16 protein-coding genes are annotated in these 20058 nt (G+C 67.5%); 9 read left to right on the forward strand and 7 right to left on the reverse strand.

Annotated features, from left to right (window positions below; genetic code table 11):
* Positions 1–46 precede the first annotated feature (46 nt).
* A complete protein-coding gene (fabG, locus tag NLI01S_RS00415) occupies positions 47–805 on the reverse strand; it encodes a 3-oxoacyl-ACP reductase FabG (RefSeq protein WP_067597272.1) in 759 nt (252 codons plus the stop codon).
* Between the two features lie 318 nt (positions 806–1123).
* Here fabG and NLI01S_RS00420 point away from each other — a divergent pair, with 318 nt between their 5' ends.
* The gene (locus NLI01S_RS00420) at positions 1124–1621 is read left to right on the forward strand and encodes an ATP-binding protein (RefSeq protein ID WP_067597275.1); all 498 of its coding nucleotides are present in this window, start codon (positions 1124–1126) and stop codon (positions 1619–1621) included.
* A 262-nt stretch (positions 1622–1883) separates the two neighbouring features.
* Positions 1884–2720, forward strand: coding sequence for a helix-turn-helix domain-containing protein (locus NLI01S_RS00425; protein ID WP_067597277.1), 837 nt, complete (start codon positions 1884–1886; stop codon positions 2718–2720).
* Positions 2721–2953: 233 nt separating this feature from the next.
* Here the strand turns inward: NLI01S_RS00425 and NLI01S_RS00430 are convergent, their stop codons facing one another.
* From NLI01S_RS00430 to NLI01S_RS00450, 5 genes are all read right to left on the reverse strand, one after another.
* On the reverse strand, positions 2954–3187 hold the full coding sequence (locus NLI01S_RS00430) for a DUF397 domain-containing protein (RefSeq protein WP_067597282.1): 234 nt from the start codon (positions 3185–3187) through the stop codon (positions 2954–2956).
* Between the two features lie 310 nt (positions 3188–3497).
* Entirely contained in the window at positions 3498–4508 is a 1011-nt protein-coding gene (locus NLI01S_RS00435; RefSeq protein ID WP_067597285.1) for a metal ABC transporter substrate-binding protein, read from the reverse strand.
* 113 nt (positions 4509–4621) lie between these two features.
* Positions 4622–5293, reverse strand: a complete 672-nt coding sequence (locus NLI01S_RS00440) for a potassium channel family protein (protein WP_067597287.1) — start codon at positions 5291–5293, stop codon at positions 4622–4624.
* A gap of 36 nt (positions 5294–5329) precedes the next feature.
* Positions 5330–6631 (reverse strand): TrkH family potassium uptake protein, encoded by a 1302-nt coding sequence (locus NLI01S_RS00445; RefSeq protein WP_084392200.1) that lies wholly within the window; start codon positions 6629–6631, stop codon positions 5330–5332.
* Between the two features lie 335 nt (positions 6632–6966).
* Positions 6967–7878: a cation diffusion facilitator family transporter gene (locus tag NLI01S_RS00450; protein WP_067597289.1), complete on the reverse strand. Its 912-nt coding sequence runs from the start codon at positions 7876–7878 to the stop codon at positions 6967–6969.
* Between the two features lie 89 nt (positions 7879–7967).
* On the opposite strand from NLI01S_RS00450, the gene cmtR reads away from it, so the two are divergent.
* The 3 genes from cmtR (at position 7968) to NLI01S_RS00465 (ending at position 12610) form a co-directional block, all read left to right on the forward strand.
* A complete protein-coding gene (gene cmtR, locus NLI01S_RS00455; protein ID WP_190318325.1) occupies positions 7968–8309 on the forward strand; it encodes a Cd(II)/Pb(II)-sensing metalloregulatory transcriptional regulator CmtR in 342 nt (113 codons plus the stop codon).
* A 573-nt stretch (positions 8310–8882) separates the two neighbouring features.
* A complete protein-coding gene (locus NLI01S_RS00460) occupies positions 8883–12167 on the forward strand; it encodes an efflux RND transporter permease subunit (protein WP_067597299.1) in 3285 nt (1094 codons plus the stop codon).
* Between the two features lie 248 nt (positions 12168–12415).
* The gene (locus NLI01S_RS00465) at positions 12416–12610 is read left to right on the forward strand and encodes a hypothetical protein (protein ID WP_067597302.1); all 195 of its coding nucleotides are present in this window, start codon (positions 12416–12418) and stop codon (positions 12608–12610) included.
* 13 nt (positions 12611–12623) lie between these two features.
* Here NLI01S_RS00465 and NLI01S_RS00470 read toward each other — a convergent pair whose 3' ends face one another.
* The gene (locus tag NLI01S_RS00470) at positions 12624–13115 is read right to left on the reverse strand and encodes an ATP-binding protein (protein ID WP_223809047.1); all 492 of its coding nucleotides are present in this window, start codon (positions 13113–13115) and stop codon (positions 12624–12626) included.
* Between the two features lie 631 nt (positions 13116–13746).
* On the opposite strand from NLI01S_RS00470, the gene NLI01S_RS00475 reads away from it, so the two are divergent.
* The 4 genes from NLI01S_RS00475 to NLI01S_RS00490 all read left to right on the forward strand — a co-directional run bounded on the left by NLI01S_RS00475 (position 13747) and on the right by NLI01S_RS00490 (position 20053).
* On the forward strand, positions 13747–15297 hold the full coding sequence (locus tag NLI01S_RS00475; RefSeq protein ID WP_067597307.1) for a glycosyltransferase: 1551 nt from the start codon (positions 13747–13749) through the stop codon (positions 15295–15297).
* 603 nt (positions 15298–15900) lie between these two features.
* On the forward strand, positions 15901–16881 hold the full coding sequence (locus tag NLI01S_RS00480; RefSeq protein ID WP_067597309.1) for an ABC transporter permease: 981 nt from the start codon (positions 15901–15903) through the stop codon (positions 16879–16881).
* An 82-nt stretch (positions 16882–16963) separates the two neighbouring features.
* Complete coding sequence (locus NLI01S_RS00485; protein WP_067597313.1) at positions 16964–17869, forward strand: ABC transporter permease; 906 nt, start codon at positions 16964–16966, stop codon at positions 17867–17869.
* Positions 17870–17884: 15 nt separating this feature from the next.
* Entirely contained in the window at positions 17885–20053 is a 2169-nt protein-coding gene (locus NLI01S_RS00490) for a dipeptide ABC transporter ATP-binding protein (protein WP_067597316.1), read from the forward strand.
* Positions 20054–20058 lie beyond the last annotated feature (5 nt).

Consider the following 20058-nt stretch of genomic DNA (forward strand, 5'->3'; position numbering starts at 1 on the left):
AGTGCCCCACCGGACGTCGCCGGTGGGGCACGTGTTCTCCCGGCGGTCAGTCCAGGGGGCCGCCGGCGACGTACAGGACCTGGCCGGACACGAAGCCCGCGTCCTCGCCGGTGAAGAAGGCCACCGCGTTGGCGATGTCCTCGGGCAGGCCCACGCGCTGCACGGGGATCTCGGCCTGCTTGAAGGCCTTCATGTCGTCGTACTTGATCCCGATCCGCTCGGCGGTGGCACGGGTCATCGCGGTCTCGATGAAACCGGGGGCCACCGCGTTGCAGGTGACGCCGAACTTGCCCAGCTCGATGGCGAGGGTCTTGGTGAAGCCCTGTAGGCCGGCCTTGGCCGCCGAGTAGTTGGCCTGGCCGCGGTTGCCCAGCGCCGAGGAGCTGGACAGGTTCACGATCCGGCCCCACTTCTGGGCGGTCATGTGGGTCTGGGCGGCCTTGCTCATCAGGAACGAACCCCGCAGGTGCACGTTCAGGACGGTGTCCCAGTCGTCGGGGGACATCTTGAACAGCAGGTTGTCGCGGAGCACCCCGGCGTTGTTGACCAGGATCGTGGGAGGGCCGAGCCGCTCGGCGACGGTGTCGACGGCGGCGGTCACCTGGTCGGCGTCGGAGACGTCGCAGCCCACCGCGATGGCCTGGCCACCGTCGGCGGTGATCCTGTCCACGACCTCCTGGGCGTCGGACTCCTTCAGGTCCACAACGGCGACGGAGCGACCTTCACGGGCGAGGCGCTCGGCGGTGCCGGCGCCGATGCCGCGGGCCGCGCCGGTCACGATCGCCACACGAGGCGTTGGGGACATGGTGTTACCTCCATTGTTCACGTGGTGGGCGCGGAGGAATCATATCCGCATGCCTACTGGTCGGTACGTGCCCGGGTGCCCCTTTCCGTTCTGCGGGAAACCGGTGTTCCGCGACTTCTTCAGTCGTCCGTAATGGTGTTGACCTGCGCCGCCGCAAAGCTTTTCGGTTGGTGCCGCCGTTTGCCTGCGCGTGATCGGGCCGTGGCTTACGATGTCATCCAAGACTGAGATGCACGTGCATTCGGCCCGTGCAACAGCACGAGCTTCACACCCATTCGGTGGTCTGGGGCGCGGCGCGTCAGTGAGGAGTTGAAGGGCATGGAGTGTGCGGAGGCGGTGGCGGAGCCTGCCGACGCATGGTGGCTCAGGGTCCTGACCCACGGGTCCCCACGCTGGAACACGCCGGTGTGCGGTGATCGGCACGACGCCGTCACATGGACTTTCGAGCCCCGCCCGCGGACGGTCGGCGCGGCCAGGGAGATTTCCGACGCCCTGCTCCTGGAATGGGGCATGGAGTACTTGTCGAGCGATGTCTCGGTCGTTGTTTCGGAATTGGTCACCAATGCGGTACGGCATGGCGGCCCGATCGCCTTGACCGAGCGGGGCCGATCGGGTATTCAACTCTCCCTCATGCGCAGCGGTAGTGAATTCATCTGTGCGGTTCGTGACGGTGGAGATCACTTGCCGCACAGAAGGGAAGCGATCTCCGGGGTCGAGGGTGGCAGAGGGCTTGCCCTGGTGAGTGCTTTCGCGCGAGAGTGGGGAGTGATTCCCACGCCGCCCGGTGGAAAGTTCGTTTGGGCGCAATTCGTGTGAGTCGATGACACGGGGCTCGTTGTCGGGCGTCCCGCCGCGCGAGACGGGACCGGCGGCCGGGTGGGCCCGCTTCGGGAGGGGGCGGGTGAGGGGGCGTCGGCGAGGGTGGAACGGGACGCCGTCGATACCGTGGAGGTGTAGTGTCCCGGTCGCACGGCAAAGGGGACCGGGTGAACCGATACTCTTGTTCGGAGAAAGAAGAGAGGCGGCGAACGTGGATATCGCTCATTTGCGTCAGGGGAGTGGCCCCACCGTGCGCCGCATGCTCCTGGGAGAGCAGCTCCGACGGTACCGGCAACTACGTGGCATCTCCCGTGAGGAAGCGGGAGAGAGGATTCGAGCCTCCGCTTCCAAGATCAGCCGTATGGAACTGGGGCGGGTCGGATTCAAGCCTCGGGATATCGAGGACCTCCTCAAGATGTACGGGGTCACCGACCGCAAGCTCCTGAGGGAATTCAAGGAACTGGCCCTCGAATCCAACAAACCGGGTTGGTGGAAGGAGTACGGCGACGCCCTCCACAAGTGGTTCACCCGCTACGTGGGCTTCGAGGAGGCGGCCGACCAGATCCGTGTCTATGAGTCCCAGTTCGTGCCGGGTCTGTTGCAGACCGAGGACTACGCCCGCGAGGTCATCTCCGGTGGTGTGGACACCGACACCCTCTCCGAGCAGCGCATCCAGGCCAGACTCAAGAGACAGGAACACCTCAACAGCGGCAAGAAGATGTGGATCATCCTCGACGAGGCGGCGGTACGTCGGCCCATCGGGGGCCGCGAGCGCGGCAAGGAGATCATGTGCGGTCAGCTGCGCCACCTGATCGACATCTGTGAGAACCGGGACAACATCACCCTGCAGATCATCCCGTTCGAGGTGGGTGCGCACGCCGCCGAGGCCGGGTCCTTCACGCTGCTGCGCTTCTCCGACTTCGAACTGTCCGACGTCTTGTACCTGGAGCACCTGACCGACGGCGACATCGTGGACAAGCGGTCCACGGTCGAGGCCTACACCAAGGCGATGACCAAGCTCAGCGTCTCGGCGGCCACCCCTGACGAGACGGTCTCGATGCTCAAGGACATGCTCAAGGACCTCGACGAGGCCTGAGCCCCTTCCAGCCCACGCCCCCTGCTGGAGAACCTCTTCGCCCCGGTGGGTGGGGCAAGAGAAGGCTCCGTCCGCGACGGAGCCCCCTCTTCGCGCTGGAGCCCGTAGCCCGGGTGACCCTGGAGAGAGCAAGGGGTGGCTTCACCGGGTCGGCACGCACACCACTCCACGGTGTGCCACGCCGTCGTGTCACGAGATACGGGTGGGCCCTTCCGTTCCGCTCGTAGGCCGCCCTAGCCGAGTAGGTTGTCGAAGTCGCCGTCCTTGGTGCCCAGGATCAGGCAGTCGATCTCCTCCTGCGTGTAGACCAGGGCCGGCCCACTGGGGAAGCGCGAGTTGCGGACGGCGATGGATCCGTCGTGGAGACGTGCCATCTCGACGCAGGCCCCTTGTGAGTTGCTGCGCTTGGCCTTCTGCCAGGAGGCCTCGGTCAGATCGGTCGCGCGGATACCGTTGTGTGCGGTCATGTTCCTGTCGCTCCTTGCGTCTTCGACTGAGGGGAAACGTGCGTGCTAATGCATTAACGAATGCACGTGCATCAGCACCATCACTCTCACGAGCATAGCGTGATGCTCGCCACTTGTCCGTGGGTTTGGTCGGATGTAAGCGCTATGTAATCGTGTTTTCGCCGACAAGGTGTTCAATCATGGCGTCTTCGCTGGTCATGAGCCTGGGGGTTGCTTTGGGGACCTTGGTCTGAAAAGTGGCGCGTATGGACGCTCGGTAACGCGCGAAGGCCCCGCCGAAGTGTCGACGGGGCCTTGCGGGTGCCTGTGGCTATTCGCAGGAGAGCGCCGTGGTCAGCGCTTCCAGGTTCCCGCGCATGATCGAGGGGTAGTCGTCGCCGGGCGACTGATCGGTCACGCCTTCCAGCGGGTCGAGCACCTCCACCTGAGCGTCGGTCTCGGCCGCGATGGTGTCCGCGGTCTCGGCGGGCATGAGTGGTTCGGTGAAGATCGTGGAGATGTCGCGCTCGTTGACGATGTCGGCGATGTCGGCGATCTGCGAGGGGGAGGGCTCGTTCTCCGGGTCGACCCCGCTGACACCGATCTGCTCCAGGTCGTACCGGTCGGTCAGGTAGCTGAAGGCCGTGTGTCCGACGACGACCTCGCGGTGTTGGCAGGAGGCCAGGCCCTCCTCGTACTCCTCGCCGATGGCGGCCAGTTCGCCGGCGACCCGCTCGGCCCCCCGGCGATAGGTGTCGGCGCCCTCGGGGTTCGCCTCTCCCATGCGTTCGGCCAGCGCCTCGGCGGTCTCGGCCATCAGGTCCACGTCCAGCCAGAAGTGGGGGTCGTACTCGCCGTGGTCGTGCCCGTCCTCCTCTTCGTGGGCGTGGTCGTCCTCGCCCTCGTGGTCGTGGTCGTGACCATGGTCGTGATCGTGGTCCTCGTCCTCACCGCCGCCGGCGGGGCGCAGCGACACGAGGTCGGCGACGTCGAGCGAGGTGTCCTCGCCCTCCTGGGCGGCGGCCTCGTCCACGGCGGGCTGGAGGCCGCCCACGTGGAACACGATGTCGGCCTCGCTCACCTCGGCGATCTGGCGGCCGGTGAGCTCCAGGTCGTGCGGTTCGGCGCCGGGCTCGGTCAGTTGGACGACGGCGGTGGTGTCCCCGCCGATCTCCTGGGCCAGCCATTCGAGCGGGTAGACCCCGGTGACGACGGTGAGGTCGGCGTCGGCGGGGGAGACCCCGTCGCCACCGGTGTCACCGCCCTCGCTTCCGCAGCCGGTGATGATCATGGCGATGGCGGCGCCGAGGGCGGCGGCGCGCACGGAGGTCCTGGTTCTCATGGGACTATTTTCGGGAAAATGAAAACGGTTGTCAATTTGCCTGCTTTGCTCGGGCTTCCCGGCGTGTGTCCCGATGGGTCGACGTCCTCCGAGGTCACCCGTTTCCGCCCGAGTCACCTGCTCTCGGCGAAGCGCTCCACGTCCTGGTTGCGGCCCGCCACCAGGATCACGTCGCCCTTGTGCAGCACCGTCTCCTCCGTCGTGTAGGTGAAGGAGGAACCCACCCGCTTGACCGCCACCACCGTGATGCCGAACTTCTGTCGAACCCGCGTCTGGCGCAGGGTCCGGCCCAACATCGACTCCGGAGCCCGGGTCTTGCCCACGGCGAACCCCTGCTCGACCTCCTTGTAGTCGAGCATCCGACCCGACAACAGGTGCGCCACCCGCTCACCCATGTCGTGCTCGGGCAACACCACGTGATCCGCACCCACCTGCTCCAGGATGCGCCCGTGCCGCCGGCTGGTGGCCTTGGCCCAGATGCCGGCCACCTCCAGGTCGACCAGCAACGAGGTGGTGAGGATGCTCTCCTCCAGGTGGCTGCCGATCGCCACCACCGCCCGGTTGAACTGGGGCGCGCCCACCTGCCGCAGGGTCTCCTCGTCGGTGGCGTCGCCGATGACGGTGTGTGTGAGCGCGTCGGCGTAGGTCTGCACCAGACGCGGGTTGGAGTCCATGCCCAGCACCTCCCAGCCGTGTCTGACCAGTTCCAGGGCGAGCGAACTGCCGAACCGGCCCAGGCCGATCACCAGGACGCGCTTGTCGTCGATCCGATCGCGGTGGGGCATGGTCTGTCTCCTCGGTGCTTCGGTTCGTGGTCGAACTCAGCCGATGATCGGCCGGGCCTCGGCCAGGGTGTAACGACGCTGTCGGTCCCGGAAGGCCAACGCGGTGACGAACGTGATGGGTCCGACCCGGCCGGCCACCATGAGGATCGCCAAAAGGTACTGGTTCCACGCGGCCAGGTCCGGGGTGATCCCCACGGACAGGCCCACCACGCCGAAGGCCGACACCACCTCGAACAACACCTGGAGGAGCGTGAAGTCGGTGGCCCACAGCATCAGCAAGGTGGTGCCGGCCACCGCGGTGGCGGACAGGAACGCCAGGCTCAGGGATTGCCGCACCACTTCCGTGGGCAGTTGCCGTCCGAAGACGTGCACTTGGTCGTGGGCGCGCACCTCGGCCCTGACCACCAGGAAGATCACCGCGAGGGTGGCGACCTTGATGCCGCCCGCCGTCCCGGCGCTGCCGTTGCCGACGAACATCAGCATGATCGTCACCAGCAGGGTGGAGTCCTGCATCTCACCGATGGGCACGGCGTTGAACCCGCCGCTGCGCGGCATCACCCCGGTGAAGAAGCCGTCGGTGATCCTCGCCCACCAGTGCAGTCCGCCCAGGGTGTTGGGATTGCTCCACTCCATGGCGGTGATCAGCAGGACCCCGGCGGCGAACAGGATGCCCGTGGTGGTGACCGTGAGCTTGGTGTGCAGGGACCACCGGTGAAGCCGCCCCAGCCGCCGACGCAGTTCGATGAGCACGGGGAAGCCGATTCCGCCCAGGATCATCGCGAACGCCACGGGGAACAGGATGAACCCGTCACCGGAGAAGCGGGTGAAGCTTTCGTCGTACAGCGACAGGCCGGCGTTGTTGAACGCCATGATCGAGTGGAAGAACCCCGAGTACAGGGCCTGCGGAAGCGTGAGGTCGTAGGCCGACCACATGCGCGGGGTGATGAGCACGAAGGTCAGGCCCTGCAACACCAGGAAGATGGTCAGCACCCGACCGACCAGTTCGCGCACGTCGCCGACCCACAGGGTGCGAACCTCGGCCTGGACGGTGAGCTGCATGCGCAGCCCGAAGCGGTGGATGACGGCGGTGCCCAACAGGGAGGCCAGCGTCATGATGCCCATGCCGCCGCCCTGGACCAGGGCCAGCACCACGCCCTGACCGAAGCCGCTGAGCTCCCTGCCCAGGGAGACCACGCTGAGTCCGCACACGGCCAGTGCCGAGGTCGCGGTGAAGAAGGCCTCGTGGAAGGGCAATCCCCGCCCGTCGACGGTGGCCAAGGGGGTGGTGAGCAGCAGGGCGCCGATCAGGTCGACGCTCACGAAGATCAGCAGGAACATGCGCGCGGGCTTGTGCCACGGTTTGGTCTCGCGTGTGCCGTGGGGGTTCGAGCGTTCCGGACGGGGGTTTCGGATGGAGAACCGGGCACGCCTTCGGGGTGACGGCCGGCTCACCGGGGTGCCGGCCGATGGTCGGGTGCGATGTCCACGGATACTCCTTGCTCGGGAACCCGAACGATTCTGCCAAACCTCCCGGTCACGGGGCACACAGGCTCGGCCGGTGAAACCGACGCGGCATCTCGCCCGGCCGGCCGGCCCGGCTCCGGGGAGAGCCGGGCCGGGTCGATTCCGTACGCCCCTGAGCCGCCGCGCCGCCGGCTCGTTCCCGCCCGTCCTCAGTCGTGGCGGGCGCCCTCGTGGTCGGCGTGGCCCGGCGGCTCCAATTGCAGTGTCGAGTGGTCCACGTCGAAGTGTCCGCTCAGACACTCGTGCAGTTCGTCGAGCATCCGGCCGGTGTCGTGCAGGTCCTCCTCGGCCACCACCACGTGCGCGGACATCACCGGGACCCCGGAGGTGATGGTCCACACGTGCAGGTCGTGCACGTCGATGACGGCGGGGTGGCCCATCAGGTGCGAGCGAAGGTCGGCCAGGTCCACGCCCTTGGGCGCGGCCTCCAGCAGGATGTGCACGGCCTCCTTCAGCAGCGACCACGCGCGGGGCACGATGATCGCGGCGATGGCGAGAGAGACCAGGGTGTCGGCCTGCCGCCATCCCGTGAACAGCACGATGAGACCGCCGATGATCACGCCCACGGAGGCGAGCGCGTCGCTCATCACCTCCAGATAGGCGCCCTTGACGTTGAGGCTCTCCTTCGCACCCGACCTCAGCACGAACATCGCCACGATGTTCATCACCAGACCGAACCCGGCGACCACGATCATGCCGAGCCCGGACACCTGTGCGGGTTCGCGGAACCGGTCGACCGCCTCCACCACGATGAAGCCGCACAGGACGAACAACACGATCGCGTTGACGGCCGCGGCGAGGATCTCGGCGCGTTGGAGCCCGAAGGTACGCCTGCCCGTGGCCGGCCGGCCGGCGATCCACACGGCCACCAACGCCAAGGCCACTCCGAAGGAGTCGGTGACGGTGTGTCCGGCGTCGGCCAGCAGGGCGAGACTGCCGCTGAGTGCGGCCCCGGTGACCTGGACCACCGCCACGGTGAGCATCAGCCCCAGAACCACGGCGAGCCTGCGCCTGTTGGCGGCCCCGGCCGTGATCGGCCCGTGGTCGTGTCCCACGCCCATTGTTCCTCCGTCCTCAGAACCGTTAGTACACTCAAGACTGTTTATACAGCCTGTACTGTCGATACAGCAAAAAATGTACAATGGTTTTCATGTTGACCTCAGAGCAACGCCTCTCCGCGATCCAGCGCCTCGGGCGCGCGCTGTCCGACCCCACGCGGTGCCGTCTGCTGTTGGCCCTCCTGGAGGGGCCCGACTACCCCGCCGGGCTCGCCGATCGACTCGGGCTCACCCGACAGAACGTCTCGAACCACCTGGACTGCCTGCGCGACTGCGGACTCGTGCACACGCACGCCCAGGGCCGGCAGGTCAGCTACGAACTGGTCGACGAATCCCTCGCCCACGCCTTGGACGACCTCCTTCGGGTGGTCTGGGGCACCACCCAGCCCCACGAGGCGCTCACCCCCTCAGAGGAACAGCCCAGGGCCGTCTGAGCCATCCCGCCGCGCCGTCGCCGCGCACCCGACGCATGCGTACGGGTGCGCATCGTGTGTACTCCCCGTGCTCGCTTCCGGATGACCGAAATCGGTCACCATGATGTCTGTTACGCCTTCGGGAGGCGCCCCGGTCGGTGTGAAGATCCACTTCGTGCCAGGGGAGCCCCGTCACCCGGTGAGTGTCCCTAACTTTGGTCGGTGCCGACCCTGACGGAAGACTGACATCTCCCTGATAGTTCCCTGAACTCTCCGGAGTCGGCGCAACTTCCGATATAACGCGACGTAGGGTGAGCGTGCGCCCGGCGGATGCGGGGCCCGACGACGGATCGACCCGAGCGGGCGTCCCGCCCCGGACGAAACGAACACCCGCATCCCCCATCACACGACTCGCGGATCGGCCCGTGACCCCGGTCGCCCGTTCGACCATGGACGGGCGCGCCCCGGTCCGGGACCGTCCCACCACCCGGCGAGCTAGGAGCGAACACCTCTCATGTCCAGAACGGCCATCACGGCACACGGCGAGCGGTCCCCGGACGGACCCACCGCCCCCCACGCGGAAGGAACGCGCGCGTGAACCGCCTTTCGGTCATATCGCTCGGCAACCGGGCGCTGGTCCTTCTCATCACGCTGGCCGTGCTGCTCTTCGGCGCCTTCGCCGCACTCTCGGCCAAGCGCGAACTCTTCCCCGAGATGACCCTGCCGATGGTGATGGTCTCCGGCCAGTACCAGGGCGCGACCCCCCAGGTCGTCGAGGGACAGGTCACCGAGCCCCTCGAACAGGCGTTGCAGGGCGTGGAGGGGATCGCCACGATCACCTCCACCTCCAGCACCGGTTCGGCGCAGATCATGGCGGAGTTCGACTACGGCCGCGACCAGGACGCCCTGGTCCGCGAGACCCAGGTCGCCGTCGACCAGATCGCCGGCATGCTCCCCGACGACGTCGACACCTCCGTCATGGCCATGAGCATGGACATGATGCCGGTGATGCTGTTGGCCGCCGCCTCCGAGAACGGCGACGAGCAGGCGATGGCGTCCACCATCGAGAACGTGCTCATCCCCGAACTGGAATCGGTGCCCGGCGTCCGTTCGGCGAACCTCACCGGTCTACCGGATGAACGCGTCGAGATCACCCCCGACGAGGACGAACTCGCCGACGCGGGCGTGAGCGTCCAGGACCTGTCCAACGCGTTGGAGTCCAGCGGCCTGCTCATGGCCGGTGGCTCCATCGACGAGGACGGTCGCAGCCTCAGCGTCACCACCGGCGACCAGTACACCGACCTCGAAGCGATCGAGGACCTGTGGGTGCAGCCCTCCGCGGGCGCCGCCGACGAGTCCGCCGCCATGCCCGGCGCCCCGCCGGCCGCGGCGCCCTCCGCGGTGCGGGTCTCCGAGGTCGCCGACGTCGAGATGGTGACCGAGGACGCCTCCTCCATCGCCCGACTCGACGGCGACCCCAGCATCGCCCTCATGATCATGGCGACCCCCGACGGCAACACCGTCGAGGTCTCCGACGGCGTCCAGGAAGTGCTCGAGGAGCAGTCCGACCTTCTCGGTGACGACGTCGAACTCGCCGTCGTCTTCGACCAGGCGCCCTTCATCAACGACTCGATCACCGACATGTTCGAGGCCGGCGGTTACGGTCTCGTCGCCTCGGTCATCGTGATCCTGGTCTTCATGCTGTCCATCCGCTCCACCCTGGTGGTGGCGGTGTCCATTCCGGTGTCGGTCCTGGCGGCCTTCGTCGGCATGCAGGCCTTCGGCTTCACCCTGAACATGCTCACCCTGGCCGCGATCACCATCGCGATCGGCCGGGTGGTGGACGACTCCATCGTCGTCTTGGAGAACATCCGTAGACACATGGACTACGGCAAGGAACGGATGTCGGCCGTCAAGGACGGCGTCCGCGAGGTCGCCACGGCCGTGGCCTCCTCCTCCTTCGCCACCATCGCCGTGTTCCTGCCCCTGGCCTTCGTCGGCGGCATGGTCGGCGAGATCTTCATGCCGTTCGCGGTCACCAGCAGCCTTGCCCTGGCCGGTTCGCTCCTGGTCGCGCTGACGATCACGCCGGTGCTGTGCTACTGGTTCCTGCGGCCCGCCGAGGTCGGGGACACCCCGCGAGAGGAGATCGAGCGCAAGGCGCACGAGCGCGAGATGCGCACCCTGCTGCAACGCGCCTATCTGCCGATCATTCGCTGGATCACCACCAAGCGCAAGACCGCCACCGCGGTCACCCTCGCGGCCAGCGTCGCGATCCTGGCCGGCACCGTCGCCCTGGCGGCCACCTCCGAGACCGACTGGCTCGGGCAGGCCGAGGAGAACAGCTACACCGCCATCCAGGAGCTCGAACCGGGCACCTCCCTGGAGGCCGCCGACGCCGAGGCCGCCAAGGTCGAGGAAGCGCTCGCCGGAATGGCCTGGATCGACACCTACCAGGTCAACGTGGGTGGCAACCCGATGATGGGTGGTGGGGCCGCCGACCAGATCGACTACACGATCACCGCCGACCCCGACACCGACCAGTTGCGCAACCGCGAGGTCCTGCGCGACACCTTCGCCGATCTGGACACCGAGCACGAACCGCGCCTGGACTCCACGGGCGGCATGGGCGGCTCCGGCATCGAGGTGCGGGTCACGGCCGATGACCAGGCGACCCTGGCCGAGGCCGCCGAGCTGGTGGAGGACGAGCTGCGCGCCATCGACGGCGCCGAAGACGTCACCAGCGGTGTCTCCGAGTCGCAGCCCTCCCTGGAGGTGCGCGTCGACGGGGAAGAGGCCGTCGAGCAGGGGTTGAGCGAGGCCGCGGTCGGCCAGACCATCGCCGCCGCCTTCAATGGCCAAAACGTCGGTACCGCCACCATCGACGACATCCGTCGCGACGTGGTCGTCCTGGTCCAGGACGCGCCGCAGACCGTGGCCGAGCTCGAGGAACTGCCGATCGCCACGCCCACCGGGCAACTGATCGAGCTCGCCGACGTGGCCGAGGTCGTCGAGGTCCAGCAGCCGCCGGAACTCACCCGCATCGACGGTGTCACCAGCACCACGGTGTCGGCCAACCCGAGCGCCTCCGACCTGGGCGCGGTCAGCGCCGAGATCACCCAGGCCTTGGACGGGCTCAACCTGCCCTCCGGCGCCACCGCCGACCTGGGCGGTGTCAGCCAGGACCAGACCGAGGGTTTCGCCCAGCTGGGCCTGGCCCTGCTCGCCGCGATCGTCATCTGTTACCTGATCATGGTCGCGACGTTCAAGAGTCTGATGCAGCCGCTCATGCTGCTGATCTCGGTCCCGTTCGCCGCCACCGGTTCGCTGGGGCTGCTGTGGCTGACCGGAACCCCGATCGGCGCCGCCGCCCTGATCGGCATGCTGATGCTCATCGGCATCGTCATCACCAACGCCATCGTGTTGATGGACCTGATCAACCAGAACCGCGACAAGGGCATGGAACTGGGCGAGGCCATCGTCGAGGGCTCGCGTCACCGTCTGCGGCCCATCCTGATGACCGCGGTCGGCACCATCGCCGCGCTCATTCCGATGGCCGTGGGTCTGGCCGGTGGCGGAGCGTTCGTGTCCGCACCCGTCGCCCTCGTGGTGATCGGTGGTCTGATCACCTCGACGCTGCTCACCCTGATCCTGGTGCCGGTCCTCTACCAGCTGGTGGAGGTACGCCGGATGAAGCGTGAGGCCAAGGCGCAGGCTCGTTACGAGCGTCGCCGCGCCAAGGCCCGTGCCAAGGCGGGGGTCGCCGTCACCGGCGACGCCTTCTACAACGCCGAGAGCAACGGCGGCACCGCCACGGGCGAGGCCGGCCGGGTGCCCGAGGAGACCTCCTCCCAGGAGCACTCTGGCCAGGGCCGCTGACCCGAGCGCGACCGCAAGGACGCGACCGTAGAGACGCGACCGTAGAGAAAGGGGCGGCCCGCACACACCACGTGCGGGCCGCCCCTTCGTCGTCAGTGCCCGTAGCGGTGACATCGTCGCGACACGCCCGGAAGCGGGGGTGGGCCAAAGCCCGGAAACCCCTGCGAATCAGGGCATCTGGGACGCTCCCTCTCTGTCACCGGTATGTCGATTTGTGCTATCCGCGCACTCCAGGCAGGCTGCCCCACATGGATGACGCCAAGAAGAACCTCGAAGACCTGCTGCGCGACGAGCTCGGGGACGAGCCCTCGCAGGAGGCCAAGGACTACGCCCGCGAACTGTACGAGCGCTTCAAGCTCCCCGCCACCGACCCCGCCCCCGCGAACCCGGCCCCGGCCGCCTCCGCGACCCCGACCGAATCCGCCTCCGGCTCGGAGGACTGAGAACCCAGATCTTCTAGGGCCGGCCGTCGCCGTCCCATTCGAGTTCGAACCACACCTGGCGGCCTCGGCCGTCAAGTCGTGGCTCGGTGCCCCATTTGCTGGCGAGCGCCTCCACCAGGTCGAGCCCGCGGCCGTGTTCGGCCGTGTCGTAGGGGTCCCGATGCTGGGGCAGGGGCGCTTCCGTCGTGCTGCCCAGGTCGCGCACCTCCACGCGGGCCCAACCCGGCGCCAGCCGCACGCACACCTCGAACTTGCCGGTGTCGCACCCCGAAGCGCTGTGTCTGATGGCGTTGGTGGCGAGCTCACTGGTCAACAGTGTCGCCGTGGTCAGTTCCGGTGACTCGGCCATTTGCCTGGCCACGAATCTGCGAGCGTAGGAGATCTGGCTCGGCAGACCGGGAAAGCGTCTGCGGGCCGGTCTGGGAATGGACCCCGTACGGGCGGAGCGTCGATCGCCGCCGTCCTGTCGGGTGGTGGTGTTCTGGGTGCTTCTGGACTCTGCCATGGGTCTCGCCGGGCGTTGGGAACGGTGGAGAGGGATCGAAGCCGAGTGGTCGTGGTCCGAGGGCGCGGAACGAGGGATGGCGGTCTCACACATGTGGGTTCACTCCCCGGGAATGTGTGTGCGCGGGCAGGGCTGATGGGAAGCCTGGCCCTCGGAGCGTCCATGCCCTTTGTGGGTCACGGCGCGTGGACACACGGGGCGAAGCCCCCTGGGTCAGGGAGGGAAGTGACTCGGTATCGCCGAGAGTGCGGTACGAGGGCGGCGACATGTGTCGGCGGCGAAGCCGCGGGGCTTCACGTCGTGTGGTGGTGGGGCCTGCGGGCAGCCCATGGGCGATGGTCATGTCCGGTGTTCGGTGTGCCCTACGACACTGAAGGGCCTACTCGCGCTCAGCATACGCTCCGTGCCTCCCTGGAAACCCAGTCGACCTGGTTCGGACAGGGTAACCCTGCCTGAGCTGGATAAAGGGGGGATGAAGTGGTCCGGGACAGTCCTCGACCGTTGGATCGAAGCGGGGAACGGCGCTCCGGCGGACTCTCGTAACAAGATAACAATCAGATGACGTTGGGTCGAATTTTGCCACTTCGTCCACTCTTGCGCGTGTCCCTCATCACGGGCCAAGGTATGGGTCATGGCCGTGCCAACCCCCGAACCACTGCCCATGGGTCTCGGTGTCGAGATCGACCGCGCCGTCCGGTTCACCGACGAGGGCCACGTCCTCGTCGGCGGATCCCCACCCCATGCCCTGCGGCTGCCTGCCGAGGGCGTGAGCTCGGTGATCCGGTGGCTCAGCGGGGCCCGGCCCGACCATCACCATGAACGCGTGCTGGCCCGGATCCTCGTAGAGGCCGGACTGGCCCATCCACGCCCCCGACCCACCGAACCCGGAGCCGAAACCCAGGTCGTCCTGGTCGGGCACGGCGGCGACGTCGACGCGGACGCGTTGGACGCGACCCTGGTCCTCCTCCACACCGGGCACCCCGACGTGCGCGTGCTCGTGGTCGGCGTGACCGGAAGGGCCGAAGAGGTGGCCCTTCGACACGGTGCGCGCGTGGTCCGAGGACCCGTGGAGGGCGCCACAGCCCGGGCGGCCGGGCTGCGTGCCTGCGACGCCGAGTTCGTCGCCTTCCTGGACATCGGTTCCGAACCCGGACCCGGGTGGCTCCGCGCCGCGCTCGGCCACTTCGTCGACCCCGACGTCGCGGCGGTCGTGCCGCGCGTCCTGGCCGCTCGGGAACCCCGAGGGAACCTGGGCATGACCGTCGCGGCCCTTCGGGCATCGGATGCCGACCATGGTCTGGATCCCGGATCGGTGCTCGCATCGACCCCCTTGGAATCGTTTCGCGCGATGGTGGTGCGCCGCGGACCCACCCGGTCGGATCCCGATCTGGGCGCGGTCGCCGAGGCCGATCCGGTCTGGGCACTGGCCCGGCGGGGCCGGTCGATACGGTACGAACCCCGCTCCCGGGTACGGACGCCCATGGCCAACGGACTCGGGACCTACCTGCGCGCGCGTTGGGAGTCCGGGGCGGCCGGCGCGGTGTCGGCCCGACGCCATGGCCTGCGTGCGACCGGTCCGCGGGTCTGTCCGACCACCCTGGCCGCCGTGGCGCTGGTCGCGGCCGGACGCCCCCTGACCGGGCTTGCAGTGGCCGCCGCAGGGGTGGCGGCCACGGCCGGGGCCTTGCGCTCGGGGGTGGCGTTGTCACCGGTGGACGCGGTTCGTCCCGGGTTCGTGGAGTCCGCGCACACGGTGCGGGCTCTCGTTCGGGAGATGCGCACGACCTGGTGGCCGGTGTCGGCGGGGGTGGCCGCGGGTAGTGCGCTGGCCTGGGCGCGTGGTCGCTCTCCGGGCGATGGGTCCGGCCAGGGGCGAAGGGCGGGTCATCGGGCCCTGGCGGTGGCCGCGTTGTTGACCGTGCCGCACCTGGCCTCCTGGCGCCGCCGACACGGTGCCGCGGTGGTGGGTCCCCTGGGGTGGACGGCGCTGTCCGTCGCCGGGGACGCGGCGTGTGCGTTCGGTACCTGGTGGGGGGTACTGCGTTCCGGTTCGGTGGCTCCGCTGGTGCCCCGTCCCCGACCGCCGGTGTCGACCACGTCCTTGGTATACCGGCAGGTGGGAGGGGGTTCTTCGGCCTCCTTGCGCAAGTCCGAGTCAACATCGGTCGTTAGTGAGCGTTAACGTGTGTCACACGCGGTGAGAACATTCGTGTGTTCGGTGACCGGCTTCGGGGACCTGGATGCCCTCTCTGGTGACCCTGGGTGATGTCCGGTCTCGTTCGCGGGGGAACGGATGTCGCTCCGGTGAACTTTGTTCCGTGTGTGACGTGAGTGTCGACGTTTCCCAGGGCGAGGCCCGCGGAAGACTCAATTTCTGTAAACGTCGTTTACGAAAATGCCCCTGGGTGATCGACATTTCGCCAGTTCAGGATGTCGATGGTGACTATTTGTGTTCGATCAAGTGCAGTCTGTGTGAAATTCGACATTTCATCAAGTACTTGCGCTCCAAATTGCCACCGTTGTCCTTTCTTGATGCGTCGGTTACCGGCAAGTGTCTAGAAGTCACGCAGACTCTTGACATTCCGGTCACGGACCGTGAATCGGATGTCAGCGTGTTTCGTCGACCACCGAGAGTGAACCTCGTGGGGTCGGGAGAGCGCGAGCGCTTAGCCGTCCTTACGGTTCGGGCGCGAGCGAACCCCTGCCCGACCGAGATCACTCACCGTGGTGATGACTCACAAGCACAGATCAAGCGCCGGGCTCGGTGTGAGGTTCGGAGATAGTTTTGGGCAAGTTCCTGGCGAGGCGGCTGCTGAACTACGTCGTCCTGATTTTTCTGGCGACGAGTTTCGCGTACCTTCTCGCGGCCACCAACCTGCAGCCGCGCGTGTACTTCGAACAGATGCAGCCACCACCGGCGCCCGAGGTCGTCAACGCCCAGCTGGACACCCTCAACCTCAACGACCAGACCCCGCTCGCCGAGCGATACCTCACCTGGCTCAAGGGCGTCGTCACCGGTGACTTCGGCAAGAACATCCAGGGCGGCGACGTCTCCGCCCAGATGTGGATGAAGGCCGGTGTCACCCTGCGGCTCATCACCGTCGCCACCATCCTGGGCAGCGCGCTGGGCATCGCCATCGGCGCCTACGCCGCCGTGCGTCAGTACCGCGCCTTCGACAAGGCCGCCACCGGCGCCTCCTTCTTCGTGCTGTCGATCCCCACGGTCGTCATCGCGATCGTCATCCAGGTCATCGCGGTCGCGATCAACGACGGGCTCGGCTTCACCTTCCTCAAGTACGTCGGCGAGTACTCGGCGGGCTTCCAAGGAAACGCGTGGGAGCTGCTCCTCAACCGGATCCACCACGCGATCCTGCCGACCCTGGTCCTGGCACTGGCCCTGTTCGCCGCCTTCGCCCGCTACCAGCGCAACATGATGCTGGACGTCCTGGGGTCGGACTTCGTGCGCACCGCCATGGCCAAGGGACTCACGCGACGCCGGGCGTTGTTCAAGCACGCCCTGCGCACCGCGCTGATCCCCACCATCACCTACTTCACGTTCACCTTCGGCGCCCTGGTCTCGGGTTCGACCTTCACCGAGAAGATCTACGGCTGGCACGGCATGGGCGCCTGGCTCATCGACTCCATCTCCCAACAGGACGTCCACGTGGTCGCCGCGGTCTCCTGGTTCATGGCCGTCACCATCATGGCGGCGTCGTTCCTCTCGGACATCCTCTACGCCTGGCTCGACCCCCGGGTGAGGGTGTGACGATGTCCCGCACCACCGAACAGACCAGCATCCCCGCGCCCCACAAGGGTGCCCCCGCAGCAGCTTTGTTGGAGACCACGCCATGAGCACCGTCACCGAGACGACATCGGACGCGCCCACCGCGCCACCGGCGCCCAACCGGTTCAAGGACATCGCCCGCCAGCTCATCGAGACCCGCCGCGTCATCGTCGGTATCGTGATCCTGGCGCTGTTGATCCTGTTCGCCTTCCTCGGCCCGGTGATCAGCCCTTGGGGGGTGGGAGAGCGGGACTACACCGCGCTCCTGCAAGGGATCTCACCCGACCACTGGTTCGGCACCAACCGCACCGGCCAGGACATCTTCACCCAGACCACGGCCGGTCTGCAGAAGTCACTGCTCATCGGTCTTCTGGTGGCTCTGATCTCGACCGCGATGGCGGCCGTCATCGGTGCCTTCGCCGGCTACTTCGGCGGGTTCACCGACAAGGCCCTCACCTGGATCGCCGACCTGGCCCTGGTACTGCCCAACTTCGTCATCCTCGCCATCTTGTCCCGGCACTTCGTCGGCAACGGAGGCTGGCTCATTCTGGTCATCCTCCTGGCGGTGTTCAGCTGGATGGTCACCTCCAAGATGGTCAGGGGACTGACCATCTCGCTCCGTGAACGCGAGTACATCCACGCCGCCCGCTTCATGGGCGTCCCCCCGCACAAGATCATCTTCCGGCACATCCTGCCGAACATGTCGTCGCTGCTCATCGCGGACGCCACCATCATGGTCAGCACCGCGATCATCGGCGAGACCGCGCTGAGCTACTTCGGCCTGGGCGTTCAGTCCCCCGACATCAGTCTGGGCGTGGTCATCGCCGACGGCGCCTCGTTCGCCACCACGGCGCCCTGGGTCTTCATCTTCCCGACGGTGCTGCTGGTGCTGCTGGTTCTGGCCGTGAACATGATCGGGGACGGGCTGCGCGACGCCCTCGACCCCAACGCCAAGTCGCGTAGGTCCTAGGGGGAAGGCACACCAATGAGCACCGAGACCATCGTGGAAACCGAGTCCACGAACAACGACGACACGGCCCGCACCCCGGTCCTGGAGGTCACCGACCTCACCGTCACCTTTCCCGGGATGAACAACAACCCCGACGTCAAGGCGGTGCGCGGCGTCAGCTACGCCGTCCACGCCGGTGAGGTCCTGGGCATCGTCGGCGAGTCCGGATCCGGCAAGTCCGTCTCCTCCATGGCCGCCATGGGGCTGCTGCCCGAGCACGCCGAGATCACCGGTTCCGTGCGCCTGCACGGCGAGGAGATCCTGGGCAAGAAGGACACGGAGATGGCCCGCAAGCGCGGCAAGGTCATCTCCATGGTCTTCCAGGACCCGCTGTCGGGCCTGACACCCGTGTACACCGTGGGCGACCAGCTCGCCGAGGCCTTCCTCGTGCACAACCCCAAGGCGGGCAAGGACAAGGCCCATGCCCGCGCGGTGGAACTCCTGTCCCTGGTGGGCATCCCCAACCCCGAGGCGCGTTACCGCTCGTTCCCGCACGAGTTCTCCGGCGGCATGCGCCAGCGCGTCATGATCGCCATGGCCATGGCCAACGACCCCGACGTCATCATCTGTGACGAGCCCACCACCGCCCTGGACGTCACCATCCAGGCGCAGATCCTGGACCTGCTCCGTACCGCCCAGCGCGAGACCGGGGCCGCGATCGTCATGATCACGCACGACCTCGGCGTCGTCGCCGGCTTCGTGGACCGACTGTTGGTCATGTACGCGGGCCGTCCCGTGGAGATCGGCAGCGTCGACGAGATCTACTACGGCAGCCGCATGCCCTACACCATGGGTCTGCTCGGCGCGGTTCCCCGCATGGACCTGGAGGACCAGGGCGCGCTGGTGCCGATCAAGGGCAACCCGCCGTCCCTGACCGACCTGCCACCGGGTTGCCCCTTCGCGCCGCGTTGCCCCATCGCCCGGCCCGAATGCGATGAGGCCGAGCCCGAGCTGCTCACCATCGGTTCGCGCGCCTCCGAGGCCGATGCCGACCAGGACGAGAACACCGACGCGCAGCGTGTGGCGTGCGTCCGGTCCGCCGAGATCGAGGCCAACGGGTGGACCGCCCAGGACATCTACCCGGTGCCGGAGATCCCCGAGCCGGCGAGGGCCGCGGGTGACCGGGAGAGCCTTCCCGAGGTGCTGCGGGTCCAGGACCTGATCAAGCACCACCCCCTGATGAAGGGCGCGGTCTTCAGGCGTCGCGTCGGCACGGTGTCCGCCGTGGACGGCATCGACTTCGACATCCGGGAGGGGGAGACCCTCGCCCTGGTCGGGGAGTCCGGCTGCGGCAAGTCCTCCACCCTCATGGAGATCATGAGCCTGGAACGGCCCCAGCGCGGCAGCGTCGAGGTCATGGGCCGTGAGGTCGGCACGCTCTCCCGAAGCGAGAGGTTCGGGCTGCGCCGTGACATGCAGATCGTGTTCCAGGATCCGATGAGCTCCCTGGACCCGCGTATGCCGGTCTTCGACATCATCGCCGAGCCGCTGCGCACCCACAAGGTCCCGGCCCGGGAGGTCACCGAGCGCGTCTACGAGCTCATCGGCCTCGTCGGACTGAACATCGAGCACGTCACCCGCTTCCCCGCGGAGTTCTCCGGTGGTCAGCGTCAGCGCATCGGCATCGCCCGGGCCCTGGCCCTGGAACCCAAACTCCTGGTCCTGGACGAGCCGGTCTCCGCCTTGGACGTGTCCATCCAGGCGGGTGTGATCAACCTGCTGGAGGAGCTCCAGGCCAAGCTCGGCCTGGCCTACCTGTTCGTGGCGCACGACCTGTCCGTGGTCCGGCACATCGCCGACCGGGTGGCGGTCATGTACCTCGGCAAGATCGTGGAGATCGGCGACACCAAGTCGATCTACACCCGGCCCAGCCACCCCTACACCCAAGCCCTGCTGTCCGCCATCCCCGTTCCGGACCCGGAACGGGAACGGACACGCACGCACATCGTTCTGGAAGGGGACCTCCCCAGCCCCGCGAACCCGCCCTCGGGTTGCAGCTTCCGAACGAGGTGCCAGAAGTTCATCACTCTCTCGGAGTCCGACCAGGAGCAGTGCATGAGCGTCGAGCCGGAGATCCGGCCCACCAACGGTGGGGACCAGGGATCCGCCTGCCATTTCGCGGAACGGCGGAGCGACCTTGTCTGATCCAC

Source organism: Nocardiopsis listeri NBRC 13360 (assembly GCF_001570765.1).
GTDB classification, from domain to species: domain Bacteria; phylum Actinomycetota; class Actinomycetes; order Streptosporangiales; family Streptosporangiaceae; genus Nocardiopsis; species Nocardiopsis listeri.